Raw genomic sequence first — 26521 nt, forward strand, 5'->3', positions numbered from 1 at the left:
GGTTGGCCTGGTAGCCGATGGTGTGCTCGGCGACGATCGTCCCGTTGGGCTTCTTCTCGATCGAGTGGCGCAGCAGGCTGTCGAGGAAGTAGTCGTAGTCGACGGTGTTGCCGTTGGCCTTGGTCTCCTTCAGCCGCTCACCCTTGGCCGTGTAGGTGTAGGTGGTGACCTTCGGCGATGCATCGGTGGCCGACTTGGCGTTGGACACCCGCTCGACCAGATCGCGGATGTCGTAGCCGTAGGTGGCGACGGTCTTGTCGTGCGTGCGCGTGATGGGCGCGCCGTTCTCGTTGTAGTCGTAGGTGGTGGTGTTCTTGACCGTGCTGTTCAGCTTCTCGAGGATCTGCTGGACCTGGTTGAGCCCGGTGTAGGTGACGTCCCAGGTGTCGATCTTCGCGGTCGGCGTCTGGTCCTTGATCTGGGTCAGGTTGGCGTTGGCGTCGTAGAAGTACTCGAAGTCCTTCTTCTCGTTGTCGGTGTCGCCGCTGTTGTCGCGGACCAGCTTGACCGAGTCGGCCGTCACGGTGCCGTTGGCGTCGTTGGTCAGCGTGATCGAGTGGGTGATGCCCTCGGTGAAGGTGTAGCTGCCCAGCTCGACCCACTCACCCGGGTCGGCGGTCTGGTCGACGGTCTTGGTGTCCTGCCCGCCGTCGTACTTGACCGTGTACTTGGCGTTGGTCGCGCCCGCCCCGGACGGGTAGCGCACGTACGCCTTGTAGCTGCCGGCCGAGGGGATGGTCAGGTTCCAGGTGAAGCTGGCGTCCCCGGTGCCGGCCGGCGCGGTGGCGTAGTCGTAGCCGGTGAAGCCGGACGTGCCGGCGACGGTGGGCCCGGCGACCAAGGATGAGGTGTTCCCGCCGGTGGTCCAGGTGCCGGTGGTGGTGACCTGGCCGGTGTCGGAGTTGTCGGCCAGCACCACGTCAAGGCCGAGCGGGACGCCGTTGTCGGAGTGGGTCTTCAGCTTGCCGTCGGGGTAGTAGGTCCACTCGACGGCCCGCTGGGAGGACCCGCCGGCCGAGGTGACGGTCCGGTTGGTCTGCTGGCCGAGCTCGTTGTAGTCGTAGGTGGTCTTGATGTCCCACGGGTCGGTGGTGGTCTTGGTCCACCCGTTGTCCCAGTAGGAGATCGTGGAGTCGTTGCGGATCGTCTGCCCGTGGGACGGCGGGTGGGAGATCTTCTCCAGCCGCGACACCGCGTCGTAGCTGTAGATGACCTTGTCCGGGCTGTTGTACAGCGGATCGTTGTGGTCGAACGGGTAGATCTGCTCGTGGACCCGGTTCAGTTTGTCGTAGACCGTCTCCTGGACGAAGTCCGTCGTGGACCCGGCTTCCACCGCCCGCGGAGTGATGACCTTGGTCTGGTTGCCGACCTCATCGTAGGTGAACCGGGTGACGGTGTATTTGATCGTGCCGTCGGTCTCCGAGTGCGGGACCTTGGCCTCGGTCACAGCGCCGCGCTTGTCGAGGGTGAGGAGGGTCTTGTTGCCCTCCTGGTCGGTCACACCCTCGACCAGGCCGTCCAGGTCGTAGTCGGTGACCGTCTGGTAGCCGGCGGCGTCCTTGACGTGGGTGACCTGGTGGTTGCGGTCGTAGGTGTACTCCGCGGTGTAGTCGGCGGTGTCCGCGGTGGCGTTCTTGCGCGGGTCGACGACCTTGGTGACGTTGCCGACGTTGTCGTAGGTGTAGGTGATCTTCTTCTGTTCGGCGTTGATGACGTCGGTCAGCTGGTAGATCGGGTCGTACTCATAGGTGGTGGTGAAGTCGCCGGCCTCGGGGGTGAGGTTGCCCTTCGGTTCGGTCTGCGTCTTGAGGTTGCCGGCCGCGTCGTAGGTGAACGACGCCTTGCGCTCGGGCCCACCTTCGGTGTCCTTGGGCAGGTACGACTCGGTCAACTGGTCGGCGTCGTCGTACACCGCGGTGGACACTGCCCCGTTAGGGGCGGTCATCTTCGTGATGTTGTCGTTGCGGTCGTAGACCGGCGCCGGCGTGGTGATGAAGACCGGCGGGGAGGCGTTCTGGTCCTTGGGGGTCTTGTTCTCCAGCGGCCGCTTGAAGATGTCGTAGGTCTGCGTGGTCTGTTTGCCCAGCGCGTCGGTGACCTTCAGCACGTTGCCGCGGACGTCGTAGACGAAGGTGGTGTCCTTCAGGTCCGCGTTGGTGATTTTCTGCGGATAGCCGGTGGGGTGGTAGTCGCTGTAGAGGGTCGGGTTGTCCTTGGCGTCGGTGACCTTGGTCAGCTGGCCGAAGGAGTCGTAGTCATAGGAGGTGGTGTAGTCGCCGTCGGCGGCGGTGCTCACCCCGATCGGGTCGGTGACCGTCTTCAGGTTGCCGTTGGTGTCGTACCCGAACTGCCAGGTACGCAACTCCGGACTGGTCTTCGTGATGAGGTCGGCGACGTAGCCGTTGAGGAAGGTCTGGTAGACCAGCGTGGTGGGGTTGGTGTTGTTGGCGTTGGCCTCGGCGTCCCGCATCTCGAGCGGGTAGCCGGTCTTCTGGTCGTAGGTCCAGGTGGCGTACGCCTGGTTGGCCTCGGTCAGCTTGGTGACGTTGTGGTCGGGGTCCCACTCCAGCGCCGTGGTCTCGTTCTTGGCGTTGGTGATGGATTCCGGGCGGCCGTAGGCGTCCAGCACGTACTTGGTGTCGTGCTGCAGCGGGTCGGTGACGGTGGCGTGGATCATCCCGCCCTGCGGCCCGTCGGGGTCGACATAGTCGAAGTGGGTGACCCCGTTCAGCCGGTCGGTGAGGTTCTCGGCCTTCCACTTGTCCTTGGGGTCGACCGGCGCCTCGTAGTAGGAGAACGCGGTCGAGTGGCCGCGCGGGTCCTTCACCGCCACGAGCTTGACGTTCTTGTTGCCCTGGGTGGCGTCGTAGGTGAAGCGGAAGGTCTTGGCCTGATCGTCGCCGGCACCGTCGACCATCTTGGCCATCAGGCCCTTGTCGGTGTAGGTGAAGGTGACCTTCCGGCCGGAGATGTCGGTGATGGACTCGACCTGGTCGATGATGTGCGGGTTGGTCAGCTTGGTGTCGGCGACCTCGTCCCCGGCGTCGTTGATGTAGGTGTAGTCCTGACCCTTCTTGTAGTAGGTCAGCGACAGCGTCGTGCGCCCGGCGGCGTCGGTGATGGTCTGCAGGAACTTGGTCGGCTTGTTGTTGGACCGGCGCCGTTCGTAGGTGAACGACATGGTGTTGCCGTTCTTGTCCACGATCGCCGACTGGAAGCCCTCGTCGTCGAAGAAGAACTGGGTGCGGTCGGGCTTGGTGAACACCCACCGGCGCTGGGCCGTCAGCTCACGGTCGGGGTAGTAGTCGTTGGGGTCCACCCGCTGCAGGTACAGGTGCACCCCGCGCGGATGGGTGTAGTCGCAGGTGGTGTAGGTGCAGTCGTTGACGTCCTGGCCGTGGGTGTCCAGCGTCCACACGTGCGTGGTGCCGTCACCGTCGGTCATGCGCACCTGGCTGGGCCAGGACTGGCCCGGCGGGTGGAACTGCAGCTGGGAGCCCAGCCGCTGCAGCGTCGAGGTCTGCAGCGACCAGCCGTACCCCATCGAGGAGGCGGAGGTGTCCAGGCTGTTGTAGGTCGTCCGGACGAACGTCTGCACCCCGCGGGAGGGGTTGGTGAAGGCGTTGTAGGACCACATCAGGTTGCCCGCGTACGGGTTGACCAGCGCGGTCGATCCGGCGCCGGTGTTCTTGCCGGTGTAGGCGTAGAACTTCTCCGCCCCGAGCAGGTCGCTGGTGGGCGAGTCGACGCGGATCTGCTGCGGCAGGGTCGGCAGCTGATGAGAGGAGGACTGCCAGTTGTTGGTGACGGTGTCCTGAACGTCCCACACCAGCGTGACGCCCTCGGCGAGGTTGGTGCCGGCCCCGGACACGGCCGGCGCCTTCACCTCGGCCTGCACCAGCGTCGTCTGCCCTGGTGCCAGATCCGCCGGCAGCGGCGTCTTGAGCTGGTTGTCGGGGGTGGAGATGTCGGTGCCGTCGGGCAGCTGCCAGTGGTAGCTCACCACGGTGGAGGAGGCCGGCCAGTTCTGGGCGGTGGTGTTGGTGAGCACCACCGGGATCTGCGCGGTGGTGCCGGTGTCCATCCGCTCGGGGGTGCCGGGCGCGAAGAACGCCGCCGAGGTGCTGGTGTCGGCGAAGGTCACCCGCAAGCGCGGCGCGAGGCGGCCCTCGTCGGCCTCCGTGGCGAGGAAGGACGCCTGCTGCTTGGCACTGCCGGCCTCGTCGGCGACCTTGACCAGCAGCCCGCGGTTGCTCGCGGGGTCGGCGATCCAGGCCTTGGCCGCATCGGTGACGGTCCAGGTGCGCCAGCCGGGCACCGCGGTCACACCGGACACGCTGCCGAGCGCGGTGGCGTCGAAGTCGCCGCCCGCGCTGGACCACGGGCTGTTCCAGGTGGCCGTCTCGTCGAAGGCGCGGGTGAGTTTGTGAGCGTTGAAGGTGACCCCGGAGCCGGTGCTGGTGGTGCCCCACAGCGACAGCGTCGCCTCGCTGATCTGCGCGTCGGCGGGAATCTTGTCGGCGAAGTCGCCGAAGCCGATGACGGCGCGAGTGTTGCCTGCGCTGGTGGTGGTGTTGCCCACCTGCAGCCACTTGTTCCCGCCGACGGTGTCGTGACCGGTTGAAGCCTCACCGGAGGCCAGCGTGGTGTCGGCGCCGCCGTACAGGATGACGGCGACCTTGCCCGGCTTGGGGAGGATGACCCGCTGCTCGGGCGAGGCAACGACCTCGCCGTTGGCCAGCACCGCCTCCACCCAGTAGTTGGCCTCGTGCACATAGGCCGGGTCGGCGACCGCCTCGGGGTCACCACCGGATGAGGTGTCGACGAAGGAGGTCACGTCCGGCGGCAACGTCGTGATCAGCGAGTTCACCAGACCGCCGCTGGGGTTGACCTGGCAGGCCGAGGGGCACCAGCGGCGCAGCCGATAGGCCACCAGGTCGTCGGAATCATCGGACGGGGTGGGGTCGGCGTACGCCGTCCACGACAGCGAGGCACCGACCGAGGTGGCCCGGGTGACCGGGTTCAGTTTGACGCTGGGCTTGCCGTAGGTGATCACCAGTCTGGGCGCGTTCAGCGATTCGCCCAGAATCCCGTCGCCGCCGTAGACGTCCTCGCCCGCCTCATACACCGGGCCGCCGATCGCCCCGGTCGTCCCCTCGTCGGCCGCCTTCAGCATGATCCCGTAGGCGGGGGCCTCCACCGAGGACATCCACCGGTTCACCATGCCGGTCACGTTGAACGAGTGCCAGCGCGACAGCTCCCCGGGGTTGCGCCGGACGCTGCTTTCCACCGTGGCTGCGAATGTCGGCTGGCTGGCCCAGGTGACGCCGAAAGCGTCCCACTCGGAGGTGATCTCATGGGCCTCGACCGTCACCGCCCCGGCCTCACCCAGGGCCTGGTCGAAGTAGGTCTCCAGCCGGGCCTCGTCCACCTGGGCGCCGATCGGCAGCTCGGTGGGCATGTTGAAGTACAGCAGCGCCCGGTCGGTGTCCTTGGAGGATGCCTTGCCCACCGGCAGCTTCCACGACCCGTCGAAGTTGACCTTGGGCGAGGCGGAGCTGACGTAGGCGTCCTGTCCGTCGATGTGATCCGACACGACGTGGAACGTCGGGTCGATCACCACCGGCCACTTACGGTCGGCAGCGCCCAGCCAGGCGGCGTCCGGCGTGATCGTGATCGTCGCCTCCGCGCCCTGCTGGGCCACGGTCTGGGTCACCGCGGTCGAATACCGCCTGCCGTACGGCGACGCCGCATCGGCCTGCGCGTCCACCATGAACGGCTTGGGCACCATGAAGACCGGACCCGACCCGTCAGCCGCCTCGAAGACGATCGACCCGTCCTGCTGCTGCCGGGCAGCCACCCCACCGGTCTTCACCGTGAAGGAGAACGACGCCCCCGCCGCCGGCGGCTTGTTCAGAACGAGGAGTTCCTTGACCCCCTCCGCGGTGACCGCGTACGTCAGGTCCGCGCCGTCCCACACCCCCGCATAGGCGACCGACGACCCCTTCACCGACGGGGTGATCTGCCGGGCCTCGCCGGCCACGCCGAGGGTGACCTGCCGGTCACCCAGCTTGACCTTCGCCAGCTTGTCGGTCTTGTCCCCAAAGCGGGAGGAGAAGCCGGCCGTGTCGTTGCCCTGGCTGAAGCCCTCCTCGGAGGCGCCCTGCAGGCGGGTGTCGATCTTCTGCCACTTACCCGAGGCGTCCCGGTAGTGAACTGGCCTGGAGGAGACCTCCGCCTGGAGCCGGCCGTCCTCCAGCTCATACACCGTCGCGTAACGCGACCGCTTGCCGGTCAGCTCCTTGACCCGCTTGCCCGGCGGCGGAGCCGTCTTCGCCTTCTGGGATGGTGCGGCGCTGCGCCCGGGCAGGGTGATCTTGCCGTTACTCGGCCGCATCTCCCCCTTGGGGTCCTCGGCGAGCAACGCGGCGACACTACTGCCCAGCCAGGTCGCCAGGCGCGTCAAAAGCCCAGGCGTATCAGCGGAGGCGACCGTCTGCGCGTTCGCCGGAGCGGCCGGCGCCAGCGACGCCAGCACCACCAGGGCCGCGATCACAGCGACCGCACGGCGTAACCTCCCGCGGCGCCTTAGTCCACCCGGGTCGGATCCGCTCTTCCATGGTTTCAGGACACGGTTCGACGGCGACAGGCGCACGCGAGCCCCTTCCGGCGAGATAAGGAGAAGTTAAAAACGAACCGATCAAGCCAAAAACCCGACAATCCGTCAAGATCAACGCAAAGTGATCATCCGCGGACTCGAACGTGTGCTCGTACATGTTGGAACGAGTCATTTAGCTGGCCAAAGATCCCAAACCGGACGTTGCAGGCGACAATCCGTCAACGTGACAGTCCGTGATAGTCCAAGGTCAAATCAGACACAGCGTTACCAAAGCGTGATCTTAATGGTGGTATCGCCCTGAGGTTTCGGGCAGTTGGACGAGTTTGAGAACGGGCAAGGAGACAGCCGTCCACTGGCGCCGGCCGAGTGCAGAGGCCAAGTGCGTAGCAGCTGGCCAGGGAGGGATCGACCGAGGCCACTGGGAGCACTACACCTGCTCCGATCCGAGGGCGACTGGTTCTGGCATCTGTGGACCAACCGCTGAGACCCGGGCAGGTCGTGCTCGTAGCGGCACGCACGCCGTCCGCTGGCGCGGTCCAGATGGGCCGGCGGAGGCGCCTTGTATCGGGCGCAGCACGGCGTCTGCGGTGGAGGGGGCGATGCCGAGGCGCGCGGCGATCGGACCCGACCCCCACCCGACCCCCACCGGAGGGTCACCCGTGGCTTCACGATCCGCCGCTCGGTGTGCTGGCCGGTAAGCGTTCGGCTGCGCGGCGGATGCTCCGCCGTCCTCGTCGATTGAGCGGGCCAGGCGAAGACATCCGGTCTCGGTCAGCGGGGCGTTACGGTGGAGCACTGAGGGCTATCTGGTCGATGCTGCGGTTTGGTCGCTACACACCGAGCCGCGAAAGCCCTCACCCATGCAACCTCAAGGTCGCGTCTCTCCACCGACGTCACCAACGTCCGTGATCAGTACACCTAGGGGTACGGAAAGCGCGGGCCGTCCGTCAGGACGCGGGAAAGCGCAGCACCCAGCGGCGCTGCCAGGGCGTCTCCACGGCCCGCGGGTGGTATTCGGCCCGGGTCCAGGCGACGGCCCGATCGGCGGGCAGGCCCGACAGGACGGCCAGGCACGCGATCACGGTGCCGGTACGCCCGATTCCCCCACCGCAGGCGACCTCGACCCGGCGGCCGGCCTGCGCGTGCGCGTGCAGCGCCCGGATGCGGTCGATCGCGTGCTCCTGGTCGTGGGGCAGGAGGAAGTCGGGCCAGTCGATCCACTCGTGCGGCCAGGTGAGGCCGGGGTCGTGCTTGTGCCTGAGCCGCCGGCCGCCCAGGTAGAGGCCGTAGTCGGGCAGGACGCCCGGCGGCGTGGGACGTCTCAGGCCGCGGCCCCGCACCGGGGTGCCGTCGGGAAGCCGGATGACACCGGGAAGATCATCGATGGGCATGTCTCATCTTGTCCCCCGCCGTGCCGCTCTGGCAGCGGATTTTCCGGCTCATCCGGACGCGAGGTCGAACTCGTCCCGCAGGATGGAGTACAGGAGCTGGTCGTGCCAGCGCCCGCCTCGCCACTGGGCCCGCCGGACCACGCCTTCGAGCCGGAATCCGATCTTCTCCAGGCACCGTGTCTCGGCCGTGTTCTCCGGGTCGGTGGTCGCCTGGACGCGTTCCACCCGCGTGTGCGTGAACAGGTAGCGGACGAGTTCCCGCTGGGCCCGGGTCCCGATTCCCCTGCCCCGCCAGTCCGGCAGCAGGCCCACGGCGATCTCCCAGCACAGCGACGTGTCACGGCGGCCCCAGCGCCGCTCCAGCCACTCGACCCGCCCCGCGAGCTCGCCGTCCACCGTCACGGCGAGCATGTTGTCGGCTCCGGCCAGGAGCCCGCGGGTGCGCAGCGCCTCCCGCAGCGCGATGGTCGGGGTGAATCCGAACCACTGGTGCGCAGTCGCGCCGCTCTCGCTCTGGAAGGCCGAGTCGAAGGCGTCCAGGTCGGCTTCGGTGACGGGTCGAAGTGCCAGGTGATCGGGCATTCCTGTCGCTCTTCCTCACGGTCGTTCGAGTGCGGGCGGCCTCACTCACCGGGCCGGAGGGACGTTCACCTTGTCCGGCTCGAGCGGTGGGCGCAGTAGCCGATCATCGCATCCCGATCCGTGACCACTGGTCCGGCCGCCGCCCCCGCGACGCCGGAGAGCGCTCTCCACCCCCGTGCTATAAATGGCTGCATGAGCACCGATCTCCCGCACACGTCGGGAGCCCCCACGCTGGAGGACGTGGCCCGCGTGGCGGGAGTGTCCCGGGCGACCGTCTCACGGGTGATCAACGGTATCCGCAACGTCGCGCCGGACATCCAGGAGGCGGTGCACCGCGCCATCGCGACGACCGGCTACGTGCCGAACCGGGCCGCCCGCTCCCTCGTCACCCGCCGTACGGGAGCGGTCGCGCTGGTCGTGTCGGGCGCGGGCGACGCGAAGGGCGGCGAGCCGTTCGAGTCCCGCGTCTTCGCCGACCCGTTCTTCGGCCGGGTCGCCAGCGGCGTGGTCGGATATCTGCGGCCGCGGGGCATCCACCCGGTGCTGATGCTGGCGGACTCGGCGCAGACCCGCGACGACGTCGTGTCGTTCCTCCGGCAGGGCAGCGCCGACGGCGCCCTGGTGGTCTCGACGCACGGCGAGGACCCGCTGCCGAAGCTGCTGGTGGACGCAGGGCTGCCCGCCGTGCTGTGGGCGCGGCCCGCCCGGCCGATCCCGATCAGCTACGTCGACCTCGCCCACCGGGCCGGCGCGGCGCTGGCGGCCGACCACCTGGTGGCGCGCGGCTGCCGGCGGGTGGCGACCATCAGCGGCCCCTTCGACGTGCCCGCCGCCCAGGACCGGTTGTCGGGATTCCAGGAGGCCATGGCCGGCCACGGCCACCCGTACGTGCCGGCCGTGGAGGGCGACTTCATGCCCGCGAGCGGAGAGGCCGGCATGCACCGGCTCCTGAAGGAGCACCCGGACATCGACGGCGTCTTCGTCGCCAACGACCTCATGGCGCAGGGCGCGCTGCTCGCGCTGCGCGACCTCGGGCGACGGGTGCCCGAGGACGTCGCGGTGATCGGGTTCGACGACAGCGCCGCGGTCACCTGCCGCCCGCCGCTGACGACCGTGCGCCAGCCGATGGAGGACATGGCGGCCGAGATGGCCCGCCTGCTGCTCGCGCACGCCGCGGACCCGGACTTCCAGGTCACCTCGGTCATCGTGCAGCCGACGCTGGTGGTCCGCGAGTCGGCCTGACGGACCACCTGCGCCCCGTTCGCCTCTCTCAGGCCACCCGCAGCCGCTTGCTCGCTCCGATGATCTCGGCGTAGCGCCGGCCGCTCGACTTGACGGTCCGCACCTGGGTCCCGTAGTCGACGTGCACCAGGCCGAACCGCTTGTCGTATCCGTAGGCCCACTCGAAGTTGTCCAGCAGCGACCACGCGAAGTAGCCCGCCACCGGCGCCCCCTGTTCGATGGCCCGGCCGCAGGCCGCGATGTGGTCCTCCAGGTAGGCCAGGCGCTCCGGGTCGTCGACCGTTCCGTCGGCGCCGACCGTGTCGGGCCAGGCGGACCCGCTCTCGGTGACGTACAGACGGGGCGCGGCGTACTCCCGCGCGAGGCGCACCAGCAGGCGCTCCAGACCGCCCGCGTCGACCTCCCAGCCCATGGCCGTGGTGGTCGCCCCCGGCACTTCGACCTGCCGCGCGTACGGCACGGGCCCCTCGGGGTCGGCCGCCACCACCTGCCGGAAGTAGTAGTTGACGCCCAGGTAGTCGAGCGGGGCGGCGATCGTCTCCAGGTCGCCCGGCCGGATCGGCAGGTCGACGCCGTACACCGCGAGCATGTCCTCGGGGTAGCCGCGGCCGGTGACCGGGTCGAGCCACCACCGGTTGACGTGCCCGTCGAGGCGCCGCGCGGCGGCGTGGTCCTCCTCGCTGTCGGTCGCCGGGTCGCACGGGCTGAGGTTGTTGACGATCCCGATCGACGGCGTCAGCCGCGCCGCGGCCCGTACGGCCTGCGTGCCCAGGCCGTGGGCGAGGTGGAGGTGGTAGGACGTGCGGACCGCGGCCTCCAGGTCCTTCACCCCGGGCGCCATGGAGCCCTCCAGGTGCCCGTGCCAGGAGCAGCACAGCGGCTCGTTGAGCGTCGTCCAGTCGGCGACGCGGTCGCCGAGCCGTTCGGCCACGACGGCGGCGTAGTCGGCGAAGCGCTGGGCGGTGTCGCGCTCGGGCCACCCGCCGCGGTCCTGCAGCGCCTGCGGCAGGTCCCAGTGGTAGAGGGTCGCGAACGGCCGGATGCCGGCGTCGAGCAGGGCGTCCACGAGGCGGTCGTAGAAGGCGAGCCCGCGCGGGTTGACCGGTCCTGTGCCGCCGGGCACCACGCGCGGCCAGGCCACCGAGAAGCGGTAGGCGTCCACGCCGAGGCGTTCGAGCAGGCCGACGTCCTCGCGCCACCGGTGGTAGTGGTCGCAGGCCACTTCGCCGGTGTCGCCGCCGTCGATCGCCCCGGGCACCTCGCAGAAGGTGTCCCAGATCGAGGGCAGCCTGCCGTCCTCGAGGGCCGCGCCCTCGATCTGGTAGGCCGAGGTGGCGACGCCCCACACGAAATCGTTGAAAGCGGTTACATCGGGGGCGTGGCCGCGCTGCGGCTCCATTCGCTGGTTCTCCTTGGTTCGATGGTGGTGCTGACGGTGAGCGTTCACTTCACGGCGCCCGCGGTGAGGCCCTGCACGAGGTAGCGCTGCAGCAGCAGGAACCCGGCCACCACGGGGACGCTGACGACCAGTGAGGCCGCCATGATCTGGTTCCAGTAGACGTCGTTCTCGGTCGCGTACCCCTGGAGGCCGACGGCGAGCGTGCGGCTCGACTCGTCGGTCATGACCGAGGCGAACAGCACCTCCCCCCACGCGGTCATGAACGCGTAGATCGCGACGGCCACGATACCGGGGGTGGCGGCGGGCAGGACGACCCGCAGCAGGGCCCCGATAGGGCCGCTGCCGTCCACCTGGGCGGCCTCGTCCAGGGCCGTGGGGATCGAGTCGAAATATCCGGCCAGCATCCAGATCGAGAACGGCAGCGAGAAGGTCAGATAGGTGATGATCAGCCCGGTGCGGCTGGCGTACAACTCGACCCCGAGCGCGGTCCCGAGGTTCACGTAGATCATGAACAGCGGGAGCAGGAAGAGGATGCCGGGGAACATCTGCGTCGACAGCACGGTGACCGAGAAGATCCGGCGGCCGGGGAAGCGGAAGCGGCTGATGGCGTACGCCGCGAAGATCGCGATGAGGACCGACACCAGCGCGGCCACCGACGACACGATCAGGCTGTTGGCGAAGTAACGCGCCAGCGGGACCGTCCGCCACATGTCGGCGAACGGCCGAAGCGTGATCGTGGTGGGGATCCAGTGGAAGTCCCCCTGCACGTCCCGCAGCGGCTTGATCGCCGAGGTCAGCATCACGTAGAGCGGGGTCAGGGTGAACAGGCCGAGCAGGCCGAGGCCGGCCCACCGCGCCCACGGCAGCCAGCGGGGCTCACGCATCGTTTCTCCTCCGCGACGTCGCCACCAGATACACGGCGGTCACCAGCAGCAGGAACAGCAGGAGCAGCACCGACATGGCCGAGCCCGAGCCGAAGTTCCAGGTGACGAACGAGCTCTGGTAGATGTGGATCGAGATCAGGTCCGCCTCGTGCGGGGCCGACTTGCCGAACAGCACGTACGGCGTGTTGAAGTCGTTGAAGGTCCACAGGAACAGCACCAGCACGAGCACCTGGTTGACGGGGCGCAGCATGGGCAGCGTCACCGCGCGCAGTCGCCGGCCCCAGCCCGCGCCGTCGATCGCGGCCGCCTCGTACAGGTCGTCGGGGATGTTCTGCAGCCCGGCCATCAGCACGAGGAAGGAGAACGGCCACGACCGCCACACGCAGACCACGATGAGGGACCAGAAGCTGTTGGCCCCGATCAGCCAGAAAGGCCGCTCGCCGAACAGGTGCAGCTGGTCCACGAGCACGTGGTTGACGAGCCCCGAGTCGCGCTGGAGCAGGAAGCTCCAGGTGATCACCCCGGCGTAGACCGGCAGGGCGTACGGCACGAGGAACAGCGCGCGCAGCACGGCCCGGCCCCGGAACGAGCCCTGCATGAGCACCGCGCCGCAGATGCCGAACAGCCACGACAGCCCGACGGTGAGCACGGTGAACGCGACGGTGACGAGGAACGAGTGCAGCAGCGAGCGGCCGACCGCGCTGTCGAAGTCGACCGCGACGCTGTAGTTGTCCAGCCCCGCGAAGGGCGCGGCCGACCAGTTGCGCAGGAAGAACTGGGTGAGCTTCAGGAAGCTCATCCCGATGCCGATCAGCATCGGCACCAGGTGGACGAGCAGTTCGAGCAGCACGGCCGGAAGAATCAGCAGGTAGGGCAGGGCGACGCGGCGCAACCGCACCGGGACCCGGTCTACGAGCCCCCGCCGCCGGCCGCCCGGAGGCGGAGGGCCGTCTGGAGACGCGGGCCTTCGTCCCGCGCCGGGCCGGGACGTTGCGGGCTGGGACGTGGCGGGCCGGGACGCGGCGGGCCGGGACGTGGCGGGCACCACCGTCGAATCCGATGCGTGGACCGCCGGATCCGTCCGGCGAGGGGATCGCTCGCCTGATGCCGTCCTTGTACGCCCCGGTGGGGCATCGGTCAGGGCTTGGCCGTCGCCTGCCCCGGCCACCTCGGCCGGGGACAGCGAGAAGCCGTCCTCTTCAGGGGACGGAGGAGTCACGGACTTCCTCTCGATGTCGAGGGTCTGCGTCGGGGCGCCGGGCGGAGCCTCCGCCCGGCGCCGGATTACCGGGCCGCTCAGCCGCCCATCTGCTGGTTGGCCTCGGTCAGCTTGGCCTTGACGGCCTCCTCGGTGACCGGCTTGCCGCTCGCGGCGTCGGCGAACAGCTGGTTCATCGCGTTGCCCACGAGCGTCTCGAACTGGCTCTCCTGCGCCACCTGCGGCAGCGGCGCGGCCGTGGTGGAGAGGATCTGCTGGAACGTCTTGATCGTCTCGCTCTCGAACGCCGGGTCGTCGTAGGCGTCCGTGACGGTCGGCAGCGAGCCGTACGCCTTGTTGAGGTTCTGCTGGGTCTGCTTGGACGTCATGAACTGGGCGAACTTCAGCGCCCCGTCCTTGTTCGCGGCCGTCTTGAAGACGGCGAGGTTGATGCCGGCGACCATCGCGTTCACCTGCTTGCCGCCCTGCGACGGGTCGGGCAGCGGGATCGGGGCCAGGCCGTAGTCGTCCTCGGTCCAGCCGGCCTGCTTGAGCTGCGTGGCGATCGACTGCCACATCAGCATGCCGGCCTTGCCCGAGACGAAGTCCTGCACCGCCTCGGTGCCGTTGGCGTACTCGGCGTTGCTCGGGTTGACGATCTTGTGGGCGGCCATCAGGTCGAGGTACTGCTTGATGGCCGCGACCTCCTGGTCGGAGTCGAAGTGCGGCTTGCCGGAGGCGTCGAACAGGTCCGCGCCGTGCTGCTGCCCGAAGATGAAGGCGTGGTGGGCGTTCTCGCTGACGCTCGCTCCCTCCACGGCGAGCCCCCACTTGCCGTCCTTGGTCAGCTTCCTGCCGTCGGCGATCAGCTCGTCCCAGGTGGCCGGCGGCTTGTCGATCCCGGCCTCCTTGAACATCTTCTTGTTGTAGAAGAGGCCGTACGTCATGCCGTAGATCGGCACGGCGGTGGGCGGCTGGCCGGGGGCGCCGGTCGCGGCGAGGCTGGGGCCGAGGAAGCGCTCCTTGCCGCCGAGCGTCTTGAGCAGCGCGTCGTCCCACGGCACGAACGCCCCGGTCGCCTGCAGCGAGGCCGACCAGGTGTTGCCGATGTTGACGACGTCCGGGCCCTTTCCCGACGTCGTCGCGGCGAGGATCCGGTTGAGCAGGTCGGCCCAGGGGACGACCTCCAGGTTCACCGTGATCCCGGTCTCCTTGGTGAACCTGTCCAGCTCGGGCTTGAGCACCTCCTTGTCGTTCTCCAGGCTGGTGCCCTGGTTGGACGCCCAGTAGGTGATCGTCTGGGCCGCGCTCCCACCGGCCGAGCCGGCTTTGGACGACGAGTCGTCGGCACCGCAGGCGGTCGCGGCGAGCACGAGGGCTCCGGCGACGGCGAAGAGATATGGCTTGCGTCTGCGCACGGGTGTTGTCCTCACTCTTGCGGGTGCGACCGCCCGCCCGTGCGGGCGGCGGCCTGGGGGGTGAACGGTCCTTGCGCCTGTGCCAGCGGTGCTGTGCCAGCGCGGTTTTGCCACAGCGCGGCGCGGACGACCCCGCATGCGCGGGAGTCGCCCCAGGTGACAGGCGTCGGCCACGCGAGCACGGGCTCTCCTCACCGCCATCGGCTTGGAGAGCGCTCTCCAAGGAGGAGAGTGTCGCGGAAGGCGAAGAGTGTCAAGGGGCGGCCCTCCCCCGCGCCCGCGCAGCCGACCGCTCCGACTGCGCTTTCCCCCGCTGAACTGGGGATTTCCGCCGCGTTGAGGGCCGGCCTTGACAGGGTGGTCATCGGGGTCCAGGCTCTGGGAAAGCGCTCTCCAATTCGCTTTCCCGCATCTCCGCCGAAGAGAGGCCGCCGTTTCCCAACCGCGTGCCGGGCACGCCCCCGGCCTCCCATCCGGGGTGCCGCACCGCCCCCGCCCCGCCCGTTCAGGCCTGTACGCAGGACACTTGACCAGGCCTATACGCCTTTTTGACTTTTTTGAGCAATTTGTGCGTCCGTTCGGACTTCGGGGGTAGCTCGCCGCTCCAGGGACGATTTCGACCCAAGGAGGCTTCAGTGAGCGACTTCCATACCGAGACGCGAACATACGCCGGGGGAAGCGAGCTGCCGCAGGGCGCCGGCCGGCAGCAGGCCGGACAGCAGGGGACCGGATATCAGGGCGCCCCGCAGCAGGGCACCGCGCAGCAGGTCCGGCAGGCGGCGCAGGAGACGGCGCACGAGGCCAGGACGGCCGCCGGCGAGGTGGCGGTCACCGCCAAGGACCAGGCGCGTACGGTGGCCCACGAGGCCAGGGAGCAGACTCGGCAGGTTCTCCACCAGTTGCGCAGGCACACCGACGAGCAGGCGCGGCACCAGAGCAGGCGCGCGGCGGGCGCGATCCGGCAGTGGACCGGCGAGCTGGAGGCCATCGGCGACAACTCCAAGCCCGACTCCCCCATGCGGGGCGTGGTCCAGCAGGTCGCGGAGCAGGGTCACCGCGCCGCCGACTACCTGGAGACCGAGGGCCTGCACGGCGCGGTGCGCGACGTACAGGACTTCGCGCGGCGTCGCCCTGGGCTGTTCCTCGCCGGTGCCCTGGTCGCGGGCTTCCTCGTGGGACGTGCCGTCAAGGCCGTCGCCTCGGCCGAGGACCCCCACGCCGACGGTGCGGCGAGGCGGTTCGACTCCGGCACCGCATACGGCACCGACGCCGACGGAAGCGGCGCCGCATACGGTTCCGGATCGCCCTCGTCCGCCCCGTACGGCACCCGCCCGCCGACGACGTACGGCACGGGCACGCAGCACACCCTGGTCGGAGAGTCGGTGAGCGGGAGCACGGGCACCGGCGGCCCGGGAACCGGCGTGACCGCCTCACCGTCGTACGGCACCGGCGACGGCTATCGAGCCGGTGACGGAACGCGCGACGGCACCGGGACCGGTTACACGACCGGCGCGCGCTACCCGTCCGAGGAGATCCGGGACGGCCGCCCCGACGGCCACGCGGACGGCTATCCGGGGACGCCGGGCAACGGAGGTGGCCCGCGATGAGCTACCCCAGCCCGCCCGCCGAGCCCTCACTGGGCAAGCTGGTCGGGGAGATCGGCGAGGACCTGTCCACGCTGTTCCGCCAGGAGGTGGAGCTCGCCAAGGCCGAGATCCGGCAGGAGGCCGCCAAGGCCGGCAAGGCCGCCGGAATGCTCGGCGGGGCCGGCTTCGCCGGATACATGGTGGCGCTCCTCGTCACGCTGGCCGTCGTGTTCGGGCTCGGCAACGTCATGGACCTGGCCTGGGCCGCGCTCATCGTCGCGGCCGTGTGGGCGGTGATCGGCGGGGTGCTGTTCGCACGGGGCAGGGAGCGCATGCGCGAGGTGAACCCCACGCCCGAGCAGACCATCGAGACGCTGAAGGAGGACGTGCGATGGGCGCGAGCCCAGAGGAGATAAGGGCCGAGATCGAGATCACGCGGGCGGAACTCGCCGCCGACGTGGACCGGCTCGCCGACCGGACGAGCCCGGCGCGCATCGTGCGGCGCCGTACGGACAGGGTGCGCCAGGCGGCGCAATCGGTGAGGGAGAAGGTGATGGGAGTGCCGGCACACGCCACCCACACGGTTCGCGACCAGGCCGGTGAGGCCGCGGGGACGATGCGGGACGCCGCGGCGCACGCCGGTGAGACGGTCCGCGACGCGGCGGCACAGGCGGGCGAGACGGTCCGCGGCACCGCCGCCGAGGCGGGCGAGATGGTGCGGCACGGCGCCCAGCAGGCCGCCCAGACCGTGCGCGACGCGCCGCGGCAGGCGATGCGCAGCACGCAGGGCAACCCGCTCGCCACGGGGTTGATCGCCTTCGGGGCGGGGCTGCTGGCCGCGAGCCTGCTGCCGAAGACCTCCGCCGAGGAACGGGCGGCCGTGCAGGTCAAGGACCGGGCCGGTGAGATGGTCGAGCCGGTGAAGCAGGCCGTCCAGGAGACCGCGCAGCGTGTGGGCGAGGACGCCAGGCAGGCGGTCCAGCAGGTGCGTGAAACGGCCGCGGAGGCGACCAGGACCACCGGCGAGGAGGCTCGCGACCAGGCGCGCCAGGTCACCGAGCAGACCCGCGACCAGGCACGGCAGATGACCGGGCAGGCCCGGTCGTAGCACCCCGTGTGGGAACGTTCCGAGGGCCGGGCCCGGCAGGAAGGGCCCGGCCCTCGGCGTGTCCGTCCCCGCCCGGCTCCTTCCTCTGGCCCTCCCGTCCTCCCCCTGGCTCCCCGGCTCGTCTCCCGCATGCCCGGACCGCTCCGCTCGCTCCTGGCCGCCCTCAGCGGCCGCAGAGACTCCCGCGCAACCGGACCGCCTCGAGCGCGTTGTGCTCGTCGACAGCCGTCCGAGCCCCAACCGACCACACCGAGGCATTTACAATACAGAGCTGTACTGTATTGTAAATAACATGGGGGAAGCGGAGCGAGAGCGGCCGCCGGGGCGTCCGCGAAGCGCGGACATCGACGGGGCCATCCTCGCGGCAGCCGTGGATCTGCTGATCGAGCGCGGGATCGACGCGGTCACGATCGAGCAGGTCGCCCGGCGCGCCGGCGTGACCCGGGCGACGGTGTACCGGCGGTTCCCGGACAAGATCCGGCTGCTCGTCGCCGCGATCGGCGCGGGCCAGGACGCGTCGCCCCCGCCGCCGGAGCCGGTCGACATCGAGCAGATGCTCGCCGCATGGGCCCACCACCTGGCCCGGCCCCGGCTACGACAGCTCACCCGCCGGCTGATGACGTCGCTCCACGACTACCCGGCCCTGCGCGAGGCGTACTGGAACGCAAGCATCCGGCGGCGCGAGGAGGCGATCCGCGCCAGCCTGGAGCACGCGCGTGATCGCGGAAGGTTCCCCCCCTCCGCCGACCTCGGTGTCATCCAGACGATTCTCACCGGCGCGGTCGGCACGCACCTCACCACCCAGCCCGACACCAGCAGCGAGGACGAGATCCGGAACTTTCTGCTGGCCGTGCTCCACCAGACCGGTTACCGCAGGGACGAGCGACCGGTGTGATCACCGGGAGGACCGAATGCGAAAGATCCCCGTCGACTTCACGGGAGTGCGCGTCACCGCGCTTCTGGAGCTCTACCTGCGCTGGCTCGACAGCCGGGACCGGCATCCGATCCTCGGCGACGAGTGGGCCCAGCGGGCGATCGACCTGCTGGACTTCGATTTCGACCAGTTCAAGCCGCTCGGCCTCGGACGCTTCGCGGTCGGGGTGCGCTCGAGGATGATGGACGACTGGGTCAGGGCATTCCTCGGCCGGACGCCGGGCGCGGTCGTCCTCGACATCGGCTGCGGGTTCGACAGCCGTGTCCGGCGCATCGAGCCGGGAGACGGCCACCATTGGTACGACGTGGACTTCCCGGACATCGTCGAGATCGCCGGCCGGCTGTACTCCCCGCGTCCCGGTCACACCGCCGTCGGCGCATCCGTCACCGAGCCCGGCTGGCTCGATTCCGTCCCGCGCGACAGACCCGCGATCGTGGTCGCCGACGGCCTGCTGAACTTCCTCCCCGAACACGACGTACGGCGGATCCTGACCCAGATCGTCGAGCATTTTCCCAGCGGCGAGATCTGCTTCAACATCACCTCCCCTGTGGTGAGGAAGCAGCGTGAGAAACGGCCGGTGCCGCTTTTCACGAAGTTCGGGATCGCCGAACAATGGTTTCCCGACGACCCGCGCGACGTCGAAGGATTCCATCGCCGGCTTCGCCTCGCGGAGGTCGGCAGCCCAGGTGACGCCGCCCTGCTCAGACGCTCCCCGCTGTACTACCGGCTGCTGGTGGCCCTGATCGGCCTGGTCCCCGCGTGGAGGAACCCCGGCTGGATCCTGCGTTATCGCTTCTGACGCCGGCCCCCGCCGGCACGCCGAACACCGGTGACGGCGGAGGTTCGATGGCCAAGGCCGGCGAAGCCCCCGATGGGGCGCAGGGTTACGATCAAGGTGGAGGACGGATCGAGGGGGAGCGGTGATGGCGCGAGAGACCAGGCCGTGAGGGCCGCCCGGCTGCACAAGGTGGGCGACATCCGGCTGTCCGAGGAACCTCGCCCCGTTCCCGGGCCCGGCGAGAGCCTGGTACGCGTCACCGCGGTCGGCCTGTGCGGCTCCGACCTGCACTGGTACTCCGAAGGCGGCATCGGCGACGCGGTGCTGGACGATCCGCTCGTCGTGGGGCACGAGATCGCCGGAGTGATCGAGGGCGGCCCACGGCACGGCACCCGGGTCGCGGTCGACCCCGCCATCCCCTGCGGTACGTGCGGGGTGTGCGCGACGGGATACGGCAATCTGTGCCCGGATGTCCGCTTCGCCGGGCACGGCACGCTCGACGGCGGCCTGCGCGAGTGGCTCACCTGGCCCGACGACCTGCTGCACCCGCTGCCCGACGCGCTCTCCGACAGCGACGGGGCCATGCTCGAACCGCTCGGTGTGGCGATCCATGCCGTGGACCTGGGACATGTGGGGCTCGGGGCGCCGGTCGCCGTCGTCGGGTGCGGGCCGATCGGGCTGCTGGTGGTCCGGCTCGCCCGGCTCGCCGGCGCCTCGACGGTGGTCGCCGTCGATCCCCTGCCGCACCGCCGCGCCGCCGCCCTGCGGTTCGGCGCCGACCACGCCCTGTCCCCCGAGGATGCGGGACCCGCCGCGTGGACCGGGATCGACGGGCTTGACGGCCTCGGTGTACGCGTGGCCTTCGAGGTGGCGGGCGACGACGACGCGGTGCGCGTCGCCATGACCGCGGCCCGGCCCGGCGGCCGGGTCGTGCTGGCCGGCATCCCCGACGAGGACCGCACGTCGTTCCCCGCGTCGCTGGCCCGGCGCAAGGGCCTCACGCTCGCGCTGGTCCGGCGGATGAACCTCACCTATCCCCGGGCCATCCGCCTCGTCGAGAACGGGTCGGTGGACGTGTCGTCGCTGGTCACCGACCACTTCCCGCTCGCGGCCACGGCGGACGCCTTCGCCGCCGCCGTCTCCCGGCGCGGGCTCAAGGTCATGGTGGAACCCCACGGCTGAGGCGCCGGCCCCGGGCTCGGCCTGGGCGGTCTCATCGATCGAGAAACTGGTCGTACCCGAGCTTGGCGACCAGGGCGGCCACCACGCACAGCAGGACGACGCGGACGAACCCCGCGCCCCGGCTGAGCGCCATCCGCGCGCCGATCTGCGCTCCGGCGATGTTGCAGGCGGCCATGGCCAGGCCGAGCGCCCACACCACGTGGCCCTGCGCGGCGAAGACGACGAGCGCGCCGAGGTTGGTGCCGGTGTTGACGACCTTCGCCGTGGCGGAGGCGTGGACGAAGTCCATCCCGAGGATCGAGGTGAACGCGATGAGCAGGAACGTGCCGGTGCCCGGCCCGACGATGCCGTCGTAATAGGCGATGCCGACGCCCGCCACGGCGACTCCCGTCACCACCCGCGCACGCGTACGCAGGTGCGGGTGGGGCAGGCGGCCGAACCCCGGCCGCAGGGTCACGAACGCCCCCACACCCAGCAGCACGACCATCACCAGTGGCTTCAGCACGTCCGCGTCGAGCAGGGCCGCCGAGGCGGCACCCAGGCCGGCGAACACGACCGCCAGCGCCGCGGCCGGCACGGCCACCGCCCGGTCGAGCTTCGTCTTCCTCGCGTAGGTGACGGCGGCCGAGCCCGTCCCGAAGATCGCGGCGGACTTGTTCGTCGCCAGCGCCTGGACCGGCGTGAGACCGGCCAGGAGCAGCACCGGAAGCTGCAGCAGCCCTCCCCCGCCGACGACGGCGTCCACCCATCCGGCGGCCACGGCGGCGAGGAGCAGGAGCACGACCTGTCCGGCACCCATGTGGCTCCGTCCCCCTTTGCACCCGTTTGACCTAGGCTCGACGAGCGAGCCTAGCGGGCGGCGGACAGCCCGGCGTTGGCCAGGATCTCCTTTCTGGGCAACGCCGTGCTCTCGGCGGCGGTCAGCCCCGAGGCGGCGAGGTGGGCGTCGACGATCCGCAGCCCGACAGGGTAGCCCGCGTGGTCGGGCAGGCCGACGGGCGGCTGCCCCATCAGCTCCGCCGTGGCGTCCCCGTGCACGTACGCGGCGAAGTTGTGCATGCCGGTCAGGTCGAGGGCCCCGGTGATCGTGGCGTACGCGGTGTCGAGCGCGGGCCCGGCCAGGGAAGCGCTCCACGGCCCGAGCCCCTCCGGTCCGTGCAGCTCGCGGGCGAACGCCTCGGCGAGCCCTTCGGAGACGACCTGCTCGCCGAGGGTGACGGTCGCGGGGTCCCAGACGACGTTCGAATACCTGACGTTGTGGTTGAGCTCGTGGACGGCGCAGTGCCCGAGGCGGCCGACGTTGTCCTCCGTCGGCCAGACGAGGAGGTAGACCAGGCCCTTGCCGCTCATGCCGAGGTAGCCGTGGTTGCGCCGCACCAGGTGCTCCGCGTCCGGGTCGCCGAGGACGATGTAGACCTGCAGCGTCTCGGGGTGCCGGATGCCGGGCACGGCCTCGCGCTGGCGGCTCCACGCGGCGGTGAGCGCGTCGCCGACCTGCTCCCACACCCCCGCGTCGCGCATCCGCCGCAACGCGGGCAGGTAGCGCTCGTCGTCCCGGTCGACGCGGAACCCGGAGCCCTTGTGGTGCATGCCGACGACGTCGGCGACGGGCATCCAGGGCACGGCGTCCCACATCGGGCGCAGCATTCCGGTGAGCGCCGCGGGCCGTTCCGCGAGGGGGGCGGCCAGCAGATCGGCCATCGCGGTGGCCGTGTCGTGAACGATGATCTCCATGCCACCGACGCTAAAAGCTCACGCTACGTGAGGCTCAAGCGACTTTCCCCCATGCGAGGGAGGCGCGTCCCGCCCGGTGGGGAGGCCCGGCGAGAACGCGACCACGAGCCTGGAGTCATGGAAACGACACACCTTCGGGAGTCCCCGCCCGCGCGCACCGGCGCGCTCGCCACCGGCGCCGCGGCGGTGGCCGGTCTCGCGCTGGCCGGCTTCGGAGCGAGCGGGATCGCCTTCGACATCGTGGGCGGGATCATGGCGGCGATCGCGGCGGTCACCGGGGAGAGCGGCGTCGTCGACCTCGGTTTCGACTGGCCGATGGCCGCCGCCCGCGCCGCCGCGCTCGCCGCCGGCACGACGCTCCTCGTGACCGCCGTACGGCGTCGCCGCCGCGCACGCGGCGCGTGCGCACGTTGTGGCCGGCCTGCGGGCCACGACGCGGCTCAGCCCGAAGGCCGCGACGACGCGGGCCACACGCCCCCCGCCGGCGGGGGCCGGGGGGCGTGGCCGGCCCGGGGATCGTGGCAGAGGCTGAGCGTCCGCGCCGGATACCTGACTGTGCTGCTCGCGGCCGGTTACGGCGCGCTCAAGGTGCAGTGGGGCCTCGGGGGCACGTTCGGCCTCGCCGATCCCCGGGCGTTCGGGGACGTGCACCTGTGGACGCCGGGGCTGGGCGACACCGGGGTGCTGGCGCTGATCGGCGTGGCGCTCGGGCTCGGTTTCGCCCGGACCTGGCGGCCGCCGCTGCGCATGCCGCGGTGGATGCCGCTGACCGCCGCCTTCGTGGGGAGCGTCATGCTGGTCCCGGTCGGCGTCCTCGGCACGGGGCTGCGCGTCGCGGTCGCCCTCGGCCTCGCGAAGCCGTCCCTGGAGGGCGTCTCCCCCTGGGTGTTCGACGTCATCTATCCCTGGTTCCTCGCCTGGGGGCTGACGATGGGGACGGCGGCCGTCGGCTACCACTACCGCACGCGTGGCGTCTGCCGCGCCTGCGGGCGGGGGCGTCCCGCCTTGGTGCGGCACGCCGGTGTCGAGGGGCCGCCGGCACGGGAGGGGGCCGCGACGACGACACTGTGACCAGAGGGACGAGCGATGAGGAGCGGATGTGACGTCGTGGAGCGACCACGCGATCTGGTGGCATGTCTACCCGCTGGGTTTCACCGGCGCCCCGTTGACGGCGGCACCCGGGGAAACGCCGGTCCGGCACCGGCTGCGGCGTCTGGAGAGCTGGCTCGACTACGCCGTGAACCTCGGCTGTTCGGGTCTCCAGCTCGGCCCGATCTTCGCGTCCGAGACGCACGGGTACGACACGGTGGACCATTTCCGCGTCGATCCCCGGCTCGGGGACGACGACGACTTCGACCACCTGGTGGCGCAGGCGCGGCGGCGCGGGCTGCGGGTGCTGCTCGACGGGGTGTTCAACCATGTGGGCAGGGGGTTTCCGGTCTTCACGCGGGCACTCGCGGAAGGGCCGGACTCCCCCGCCGCCCGCTGGTTCCGTCCCGGTGACGGCGCCGGCGGCGTCGCCGTGTTCGAGGGCCACGACCACCTGGTCGCGCTGAACCACGCGGAGCCCGCCGTCCTCGACCACGTCGTACGGGTGATGGGCCACTGGCTCGGCCGCGGCGCGTCCGGCTGGCGGCTCGACGCGGCGTACGCGGTGCCGCGCGCCTTCTGGCGGGAGGCCGTCACCCGGGTGCGGCGCGAGCATCCGGACGCCTGGTTCGCCGGCGAGGTGATCCACGGCGACTACGCGGCGTACGTGACCGAGGGCGGGCTCGACTCGGTGACGCAGTACGAGCTGTGGAAGGCCATCTGGAGCTCGCTCAACGACGGCAACTTCTTCGAACTCGCCTGGACGCTCGACCGGCACAACCGGCTGCTGGAGGTGTTCGCGCCGATGACGTTCGTCGGCAACCACGACGTGACGCGCCTGGCCAGCAGGCTCGCCGATCCGCGGCACCTGGGGCACGCGCTGGCCGTCCTGATGACGGTGGGCGGGGTGCCGAGCCTCTACTACGGCGACGAGCAGGCGTTCCTCGGGATCAAGGAGGAACGCGCCGGAGGCGACGACGCGATCCGGCCCGCCTTCCCTGACGGCCCGGACGACCTGGCGTCGCACGGCATGCCCGTCTACCGGCTCCACCAGCGGCTGGTCGGGCTGCGCCGCCGGCACCCCTGGCTGGTCCGGGCTCGTACGGAGGCCGAGCACGTCGCCAACAGGGCCCTCGCGCTGCGCAGCCAGGCGGGGACGGGAGAAGTCGTCACGCTGCTCAACATCGGCGACGACGCCTACCGCTTCCCCGTGGACGTCTCCCGTCTGACCGTCGCGGAGAGCTGCGCCGGGGCGGGCGGCCCGGACGAGGATCCCGCTCTCGTGCCCGCGCACGGGTGGCGGGTGCTCGTCCACAGACCGTGACCGGACGGCACGGCATGCGCCGCGAGTGCGGGAGCATCGAACCGTGAACCGCGTCCTCGCCCCGCTGATCGACAGGGTCACCTACCGCAGGTGGGCCTGTCTGATCGTCGGCGGGGCCCTGCTCATGCCCTACATGATGGCCGGAGAGGTCGCGACGGCGCTGTGGCGTCCGACGCCGGACGTCGGCGATCCGCTGCTGTCGGTGCAGCCGTTGATCTTCATCGGGGTGCTCCCGGCGGTGGCCGTGTCGGGGCTGTTCCTGCCGGTCCGGGCCTTCGAGGTCGCCGCCGCCCGCACGTTGCTGGGCGCGGCCGTCGAGACCCCGCCGTCTTCGGTCCGGCGGACATGGTCGGAACGCCGCCGGACCGCGGCGTGGTTCACCCTGCACCTGGGGATCGGCGGCCTGGTGAGCGGCGTGACGCTGGCCATGGTGCCGTTCACGGTCTGGCTGGCGGTCCTCCCGCTGGCGGGGGATCACCTCGGGCTGGTGGACCGCGGGATCCGCGCCGGCTGGGCCACGATGTGGGGTCCGCCTGCCGGGCTGGCCGTCCTCGTCTGCCTGCTCTTCCTCGCGGTCGGCGCCGGGGCGCTGCTCGCCCGCCTGGCCCCCGCGTTTCTCGGGCCGTCCGCGGCCGACCGGCTCGCCCTGGCGCGGCAGGCGGCCCATCGGCTGGCCGTGCGCAACCGGCTCGCCAGGGAGCTGCACGACTCGGTGGGCCACGCCCTCAGCGTGGTGACCGTGCAGGCCGCCGCCGCGGGCCGGGTGCTCGACCGGAACCCCGCCGCCGCCCGGGCCGCTCTGGAGGCGATCGAGACCTCCGCCCGGAGCGCGCTGGACGAGCTCGACCATGTCATCGGCGTGCTGCGGGAGGGCGCGGGGCGGGCCTCCCCCGAGCCGTCCCTCGGCGACCTCCCCGCGTTGCTCGACGCCGCCGTCACCGGGGACAGACCGGTCGTCCGGCGGCTTGGCGACCTGTCCGGCGTGCCTCCCGTGATCTCCCGGGAGGCCTACCGCGTCGCGCAGGAGGCGTTGACCAACGCGATCCGGCACGGCACGGGCCCGATCGAGGTGGACGCCGAGGTGCGCGACCGCGTCCTGGAGATGTGCGTGCGCAACGAGGTCCGTGCGCATCACCGGCGGGGCCCCACCGGACCACGCCGGCGCGGCAGGAGCGGCAGGAGCGGCGGCAGGGCGGGGCACGGGCTGGACGGCATCCGGGAGCGGGTGACGCTGCTCGGCGGCCGGATGGAGGCGGAAGGCGACGGCGAGACGTGGCGGGTCGAGGTCCGCGTCCCGCTTCCGGGCGCGGATGCCGCCCTGCTCCCGGACACACGCGGCGACAGCGCGGGCGAGGGCATGGGCGAGGAATCCGGTGAGGGGCGGACGGGGACATGAACACGAGCATCGGGGTGCTGCTGGCCGACGACGAGGACCTGATCCGCACCGGCCTGCGGATCATCATCGAGTCCGAGCCCGGCCTGAGCGTCGTGGGCGAGGCCGCCGACGGCGCGGCGGCGGTGTCGCTGGCCCGCTCGCTCCGGCCCGACGTCGTCCTGATGGACGTGCGCATGCCCGCGGTGGACGGCATCCAGGCGACGCGGGCCCTTACCGCCGCGGCGAGCGCGCCCAAGGTGGTCGTGGTGACGACCTTCGAGAACGACGACTACGTCTACGAGGCGCTACGGGCCGGCGCGAGCGGCTTCCTGCTCAAGCGGGCGAGGGCGGACGAGCTCGTCCAGGCGATCCGGGTGGTGGCGGCGGGCGAGTCGCTGCTGTTCCCCGCCGCCATCCGCTCGCTGGTCGCGGCCCGCGGCGCCGCCCGCGCCGTCCCCGGCATCGGCAGGCTGACCGCGCGTGAGGGGGACGTGCTGCGGCTGATGGCACGCGGCATGTCGAACGCCGAGATCGCCGCCGAGCTCGTCGTCGGCACGGAGACCGTCAAGACCCACGTGGGAAACGTCCTGACCAAGCTGGGCGCCCGCGACCGCACGCAGGCGGTGGTCGCCGCCTACGAGTCGGGCTTCGTCTCCCCCCGCTGAGCGAGGCGACCCG

20 protein-coding genes are annotated in these 26521 nt (G+C 70.8%); 11 read left to right on the top strand and 9 right to left on the bottom strand.

Annotated features, from left to right (window positions below; genetic code table 11):
* The 3 genes from FH610_RS34055 to FH610_RS34065 form a co-directional block, all read right to left on the bottom strand.
* Positions 1-6556 (bottom strand): DNRLRE domain-containing protein (locus FH610_RS34055; RefSeq protein ID WP_139579352.1); only part of this gene is annotated, 6556 nt, incomplete at its 3' end.
* A gap of 1010 nt (positions 6557-7566) precedes the next feature.
* Positions 7567-8010 (bottom strand): protein-tyrosine phosphatase family protein, encoded by a 444-nt coding sequence (locus FH610_RS34060; protein WP_139579353.1) that lies wholly within the window; start codon positions 8008-8010, stop codon positions 7567-7569.
* A gap of 48 nt (positions 8011-8058) precedes the next feature.
* Positions 8059-8592: a GNAT family N-acetyltransferase gene (locus FH610_RS34065; protein WP_139579354.1), complete on the bottom strand. Its 534-nt coding sequence runs from the start codon at positions 8590-8592 to the stop codon at positions 8059-8061.
* Positions 8593-8784: 192 nt separating this feature from the next.
* On the opposite strand from FH610_RS34065, the gene FH610_RS34070 reads away from it, so the two are divergent.
* Positions 8785-9834, top strand: a complete 1050-nt coding sequence (locus FH610_RS34070) for a LacI family DNA-binding transcriptional regulator (RefSeq protein ID WP_139579355.1) — start codon at positions 8785-8787, stop codon at positions 9832-9834.
* Positions 9835-9862: 28 nt separating this feature from the next.
* On the opposite strand, the gene FH610_RS34075 is transcribed toward FH610_RS34070, so the two are convergent.
* The 4 genes from FH610_RS34075 to FH610_RS34090 form a co-directional block, all read right to left on the bottom strand.
* A complete protein-coding gene (locus FH610_RS34075) occupies positions 9863-11233 on the bottom strand; it encodes a GH1 family beta-glucosidase (protein WP_139579356.1) in 1371 nt (456 codons plus the stop codon).
* 44 nt (positions 11234-11277) lie between these two features.
* Positions 11278-12117, bottom strand: coding sequence for a carbohydrate ABC transporter permease (locus FH610_RS34080; protein ID WP_139579357.1), 840 nt, complete (start codon positions 12115-12117; stop codon positions 11278-11280).
* Complete coding sequence (locus FH610_RS34085; RefSeq protein WP_240809367.1) at positions 12110-13015, bottom strand: carbohydrate ABC transporter permease; 906 nt, start codon at positions 13013-13015, stop codon at positions 12110-12112. Before FH610_RS34085 ends, FH610_RS34080 begins: the two co-directional genes overlap by 8 nt.
* A gap of 398 nt (positions 13016-13413) precedes the next feature.
* Positions 13414-14733, bottom strand: coding sequence for a sugar ABC transporter substrate-binding protein (locus FH610_RS34090; RefSeq protein WP_205826271.1), 1320 nt, complete (start codon positions 14731-14733; stop codon positions 13414-13416).
* Positions 14734-15368: 635 nt separating this feature from the next.
* Between FH610_RS34090 and FH610_RS34095 the strand changes: the two genes are divergently transcribed.
* The 6 genes from FH610_RS34095 to FH610_RS34120 all read left to right on the top strand — a co-directional run bounded on the left by FH610_RS34095 (position 15369) and on the right by FH610_RS34120 (position 20321).
* Complete coding sequence (locus tag FH610_RS34095) at positions 15369-16340, top strand: ATP synthase F0 subunit B (RefSeq protein WP_139579359.1); 972 nt, start codon at positions 15369-15371, stop codon at positions 16338-16340.
* Positions 16337-16735, top strand: a complete 399-nt coding sequence (locus FH610_RS34100; RefSeq protein WP_139579360.1) for a phage holin family protein — start codon at positions 16337-16339, stop codon at positions 16733-16735. Before FH610_RS34095 ends, FH610_RS34100 begins: the two co-directional genes overlap by 4 nt.
* Complete coding sequence (locus tag FH610_RS34105) at positions 16711-17427, top strand: DUF3618 domain-containing protein (protein ID WP_139579361.1); 717 nt, start codon at positions 16711-16713, stop codon at positions 17425-17427. The genes FH610_RS34100 and FH610_RS34105 overlap by 25 nt, the downstream gene beginning before the upstream one ends.
* Positions 17428-17719: 292 nt before the next feature.
* Positions 17720-18322, top strand: a complete 603-nt coding sequence (locus FH610_RS34110; protein ID WP_139579362.1) for a TetR/AcrR family transcriptional regulator — start codon at positions 17720-17722, stop codon at positions 18320-18322.
* Positions 18323-18338: 16 nt separating this feature from the next.
* Positions 18339-19160: a class I SAM-dependent methyltransferase gene (locus FH610_RS34115; protein ID WP_139579363.1), complete on the top strand. Its 822-nt coding sequence runs from the start codon at positions 18339-18341 to the stop codon at positions 19158-19160.
* A gap of 72 nt (positions 19161-19232) precedes the next feature.
* A complete protein-coding gene (locus tag FH610_RS34120) occupies positions 19233-20321 on the top strand; it encodes a zinc-binding dehydrogenase (protein ID WP_139579364.1) in 1089 nt (362 codons plus the stop codon).
* A 31-nt stretch (positions 20322-20352) separates the two neighbouring features.
* Here FH610_RS34120 and FH610_RS34125 read toward each other — a convergent pair whose 3' ends face one another.
* Together FH610_RS34125 and FH610_RS34130 are read right to left on the bottom strand one after the other, a co-directional pair.
* Positions 20353-21120 (bottom strand): sulfite exporter TauE/SafE family protein, encoded by a 768-nt coding sequence (locus FH610_RS34125; RefSeq protein WP_139579365.1) that lies wholly within the window; start codon positions 21118-21120, stop codon positions 20353-20355.
* A 50-nt stretch (positions 21121-21170) separates the two neighbouring features.
* Positions 21171-22055, bottom strand: coding sequence for a DUF2268 domain-containing putative Zn-dependent protease (locus FH610_RS34130; RefSeq protein WP_139579366.1), 885 nt, complete (start codon positions 22053-22055; stop codon positions 21171-21173).
* 117 nt (positions 22056-22172) lie between these two features.
* On the opposite strand from FH610_RS34130, the gene FH610_RS34135 reads away from it, so the two are divergent.
* From FH610_RS34135 to FH610_RS34150, 4 genes are read left to right on the top strand one after another with little or no spacing between them, the layout of a single operon-like run.
* Entirely contained in the window at positions 22173-23126 is a 954-nt protein-coding gene (locus FH610_RS34135; protein ID WP_139579367.1) for a hypothetical protein, read from the top strand.
* Between the two features lie 28 nt (positions 23127-23154).
* Positions 23155-24468 (top strand): alpha-amylase family protein, encoded by a 1314-nt coding sequence (locus FH610_RS34140; protein ID WP_139579368.1) that lies wholly within the window; start codon positions 23155-23157, stop codon positions 24466-24468.
* A 43-nt stretch (positions 24469-24511) separates the two neighbouring features.
* Entirely contained in the window at positions 24512-25864 is a 1353-nt protein-coding gene (locus FH610_RS34145; RefSeq protein ID WP_240809368.1) for a sensor histidine kinase, read from the top strand.
* A complete protein-coding gene (locus tag FH610_RS34150; RefSeq protein ID WP_139579369.1) occupies positions 25861-26508 on the top strand; it encodes a response regulator in 648 nt (215 codons plus the stop codon). The genes FH610_RS34145 and FH610_RS34150 overlap by 4 nt, the downstream gene beginning before the upstream one ends.
* Positions 26509-26521 lie beyond the last annotated feature (13 nt).

This window comes from Microbispora catharanthi, from assembly GCF_006334915.2.
Taxonomy (GTDB): domain Bacteria; phylum Actinomycetota; class Actinomycetes; order Streptosporangiales; family Streptosporangiaceae; genus Microbispora; species Microbispora catharanthi.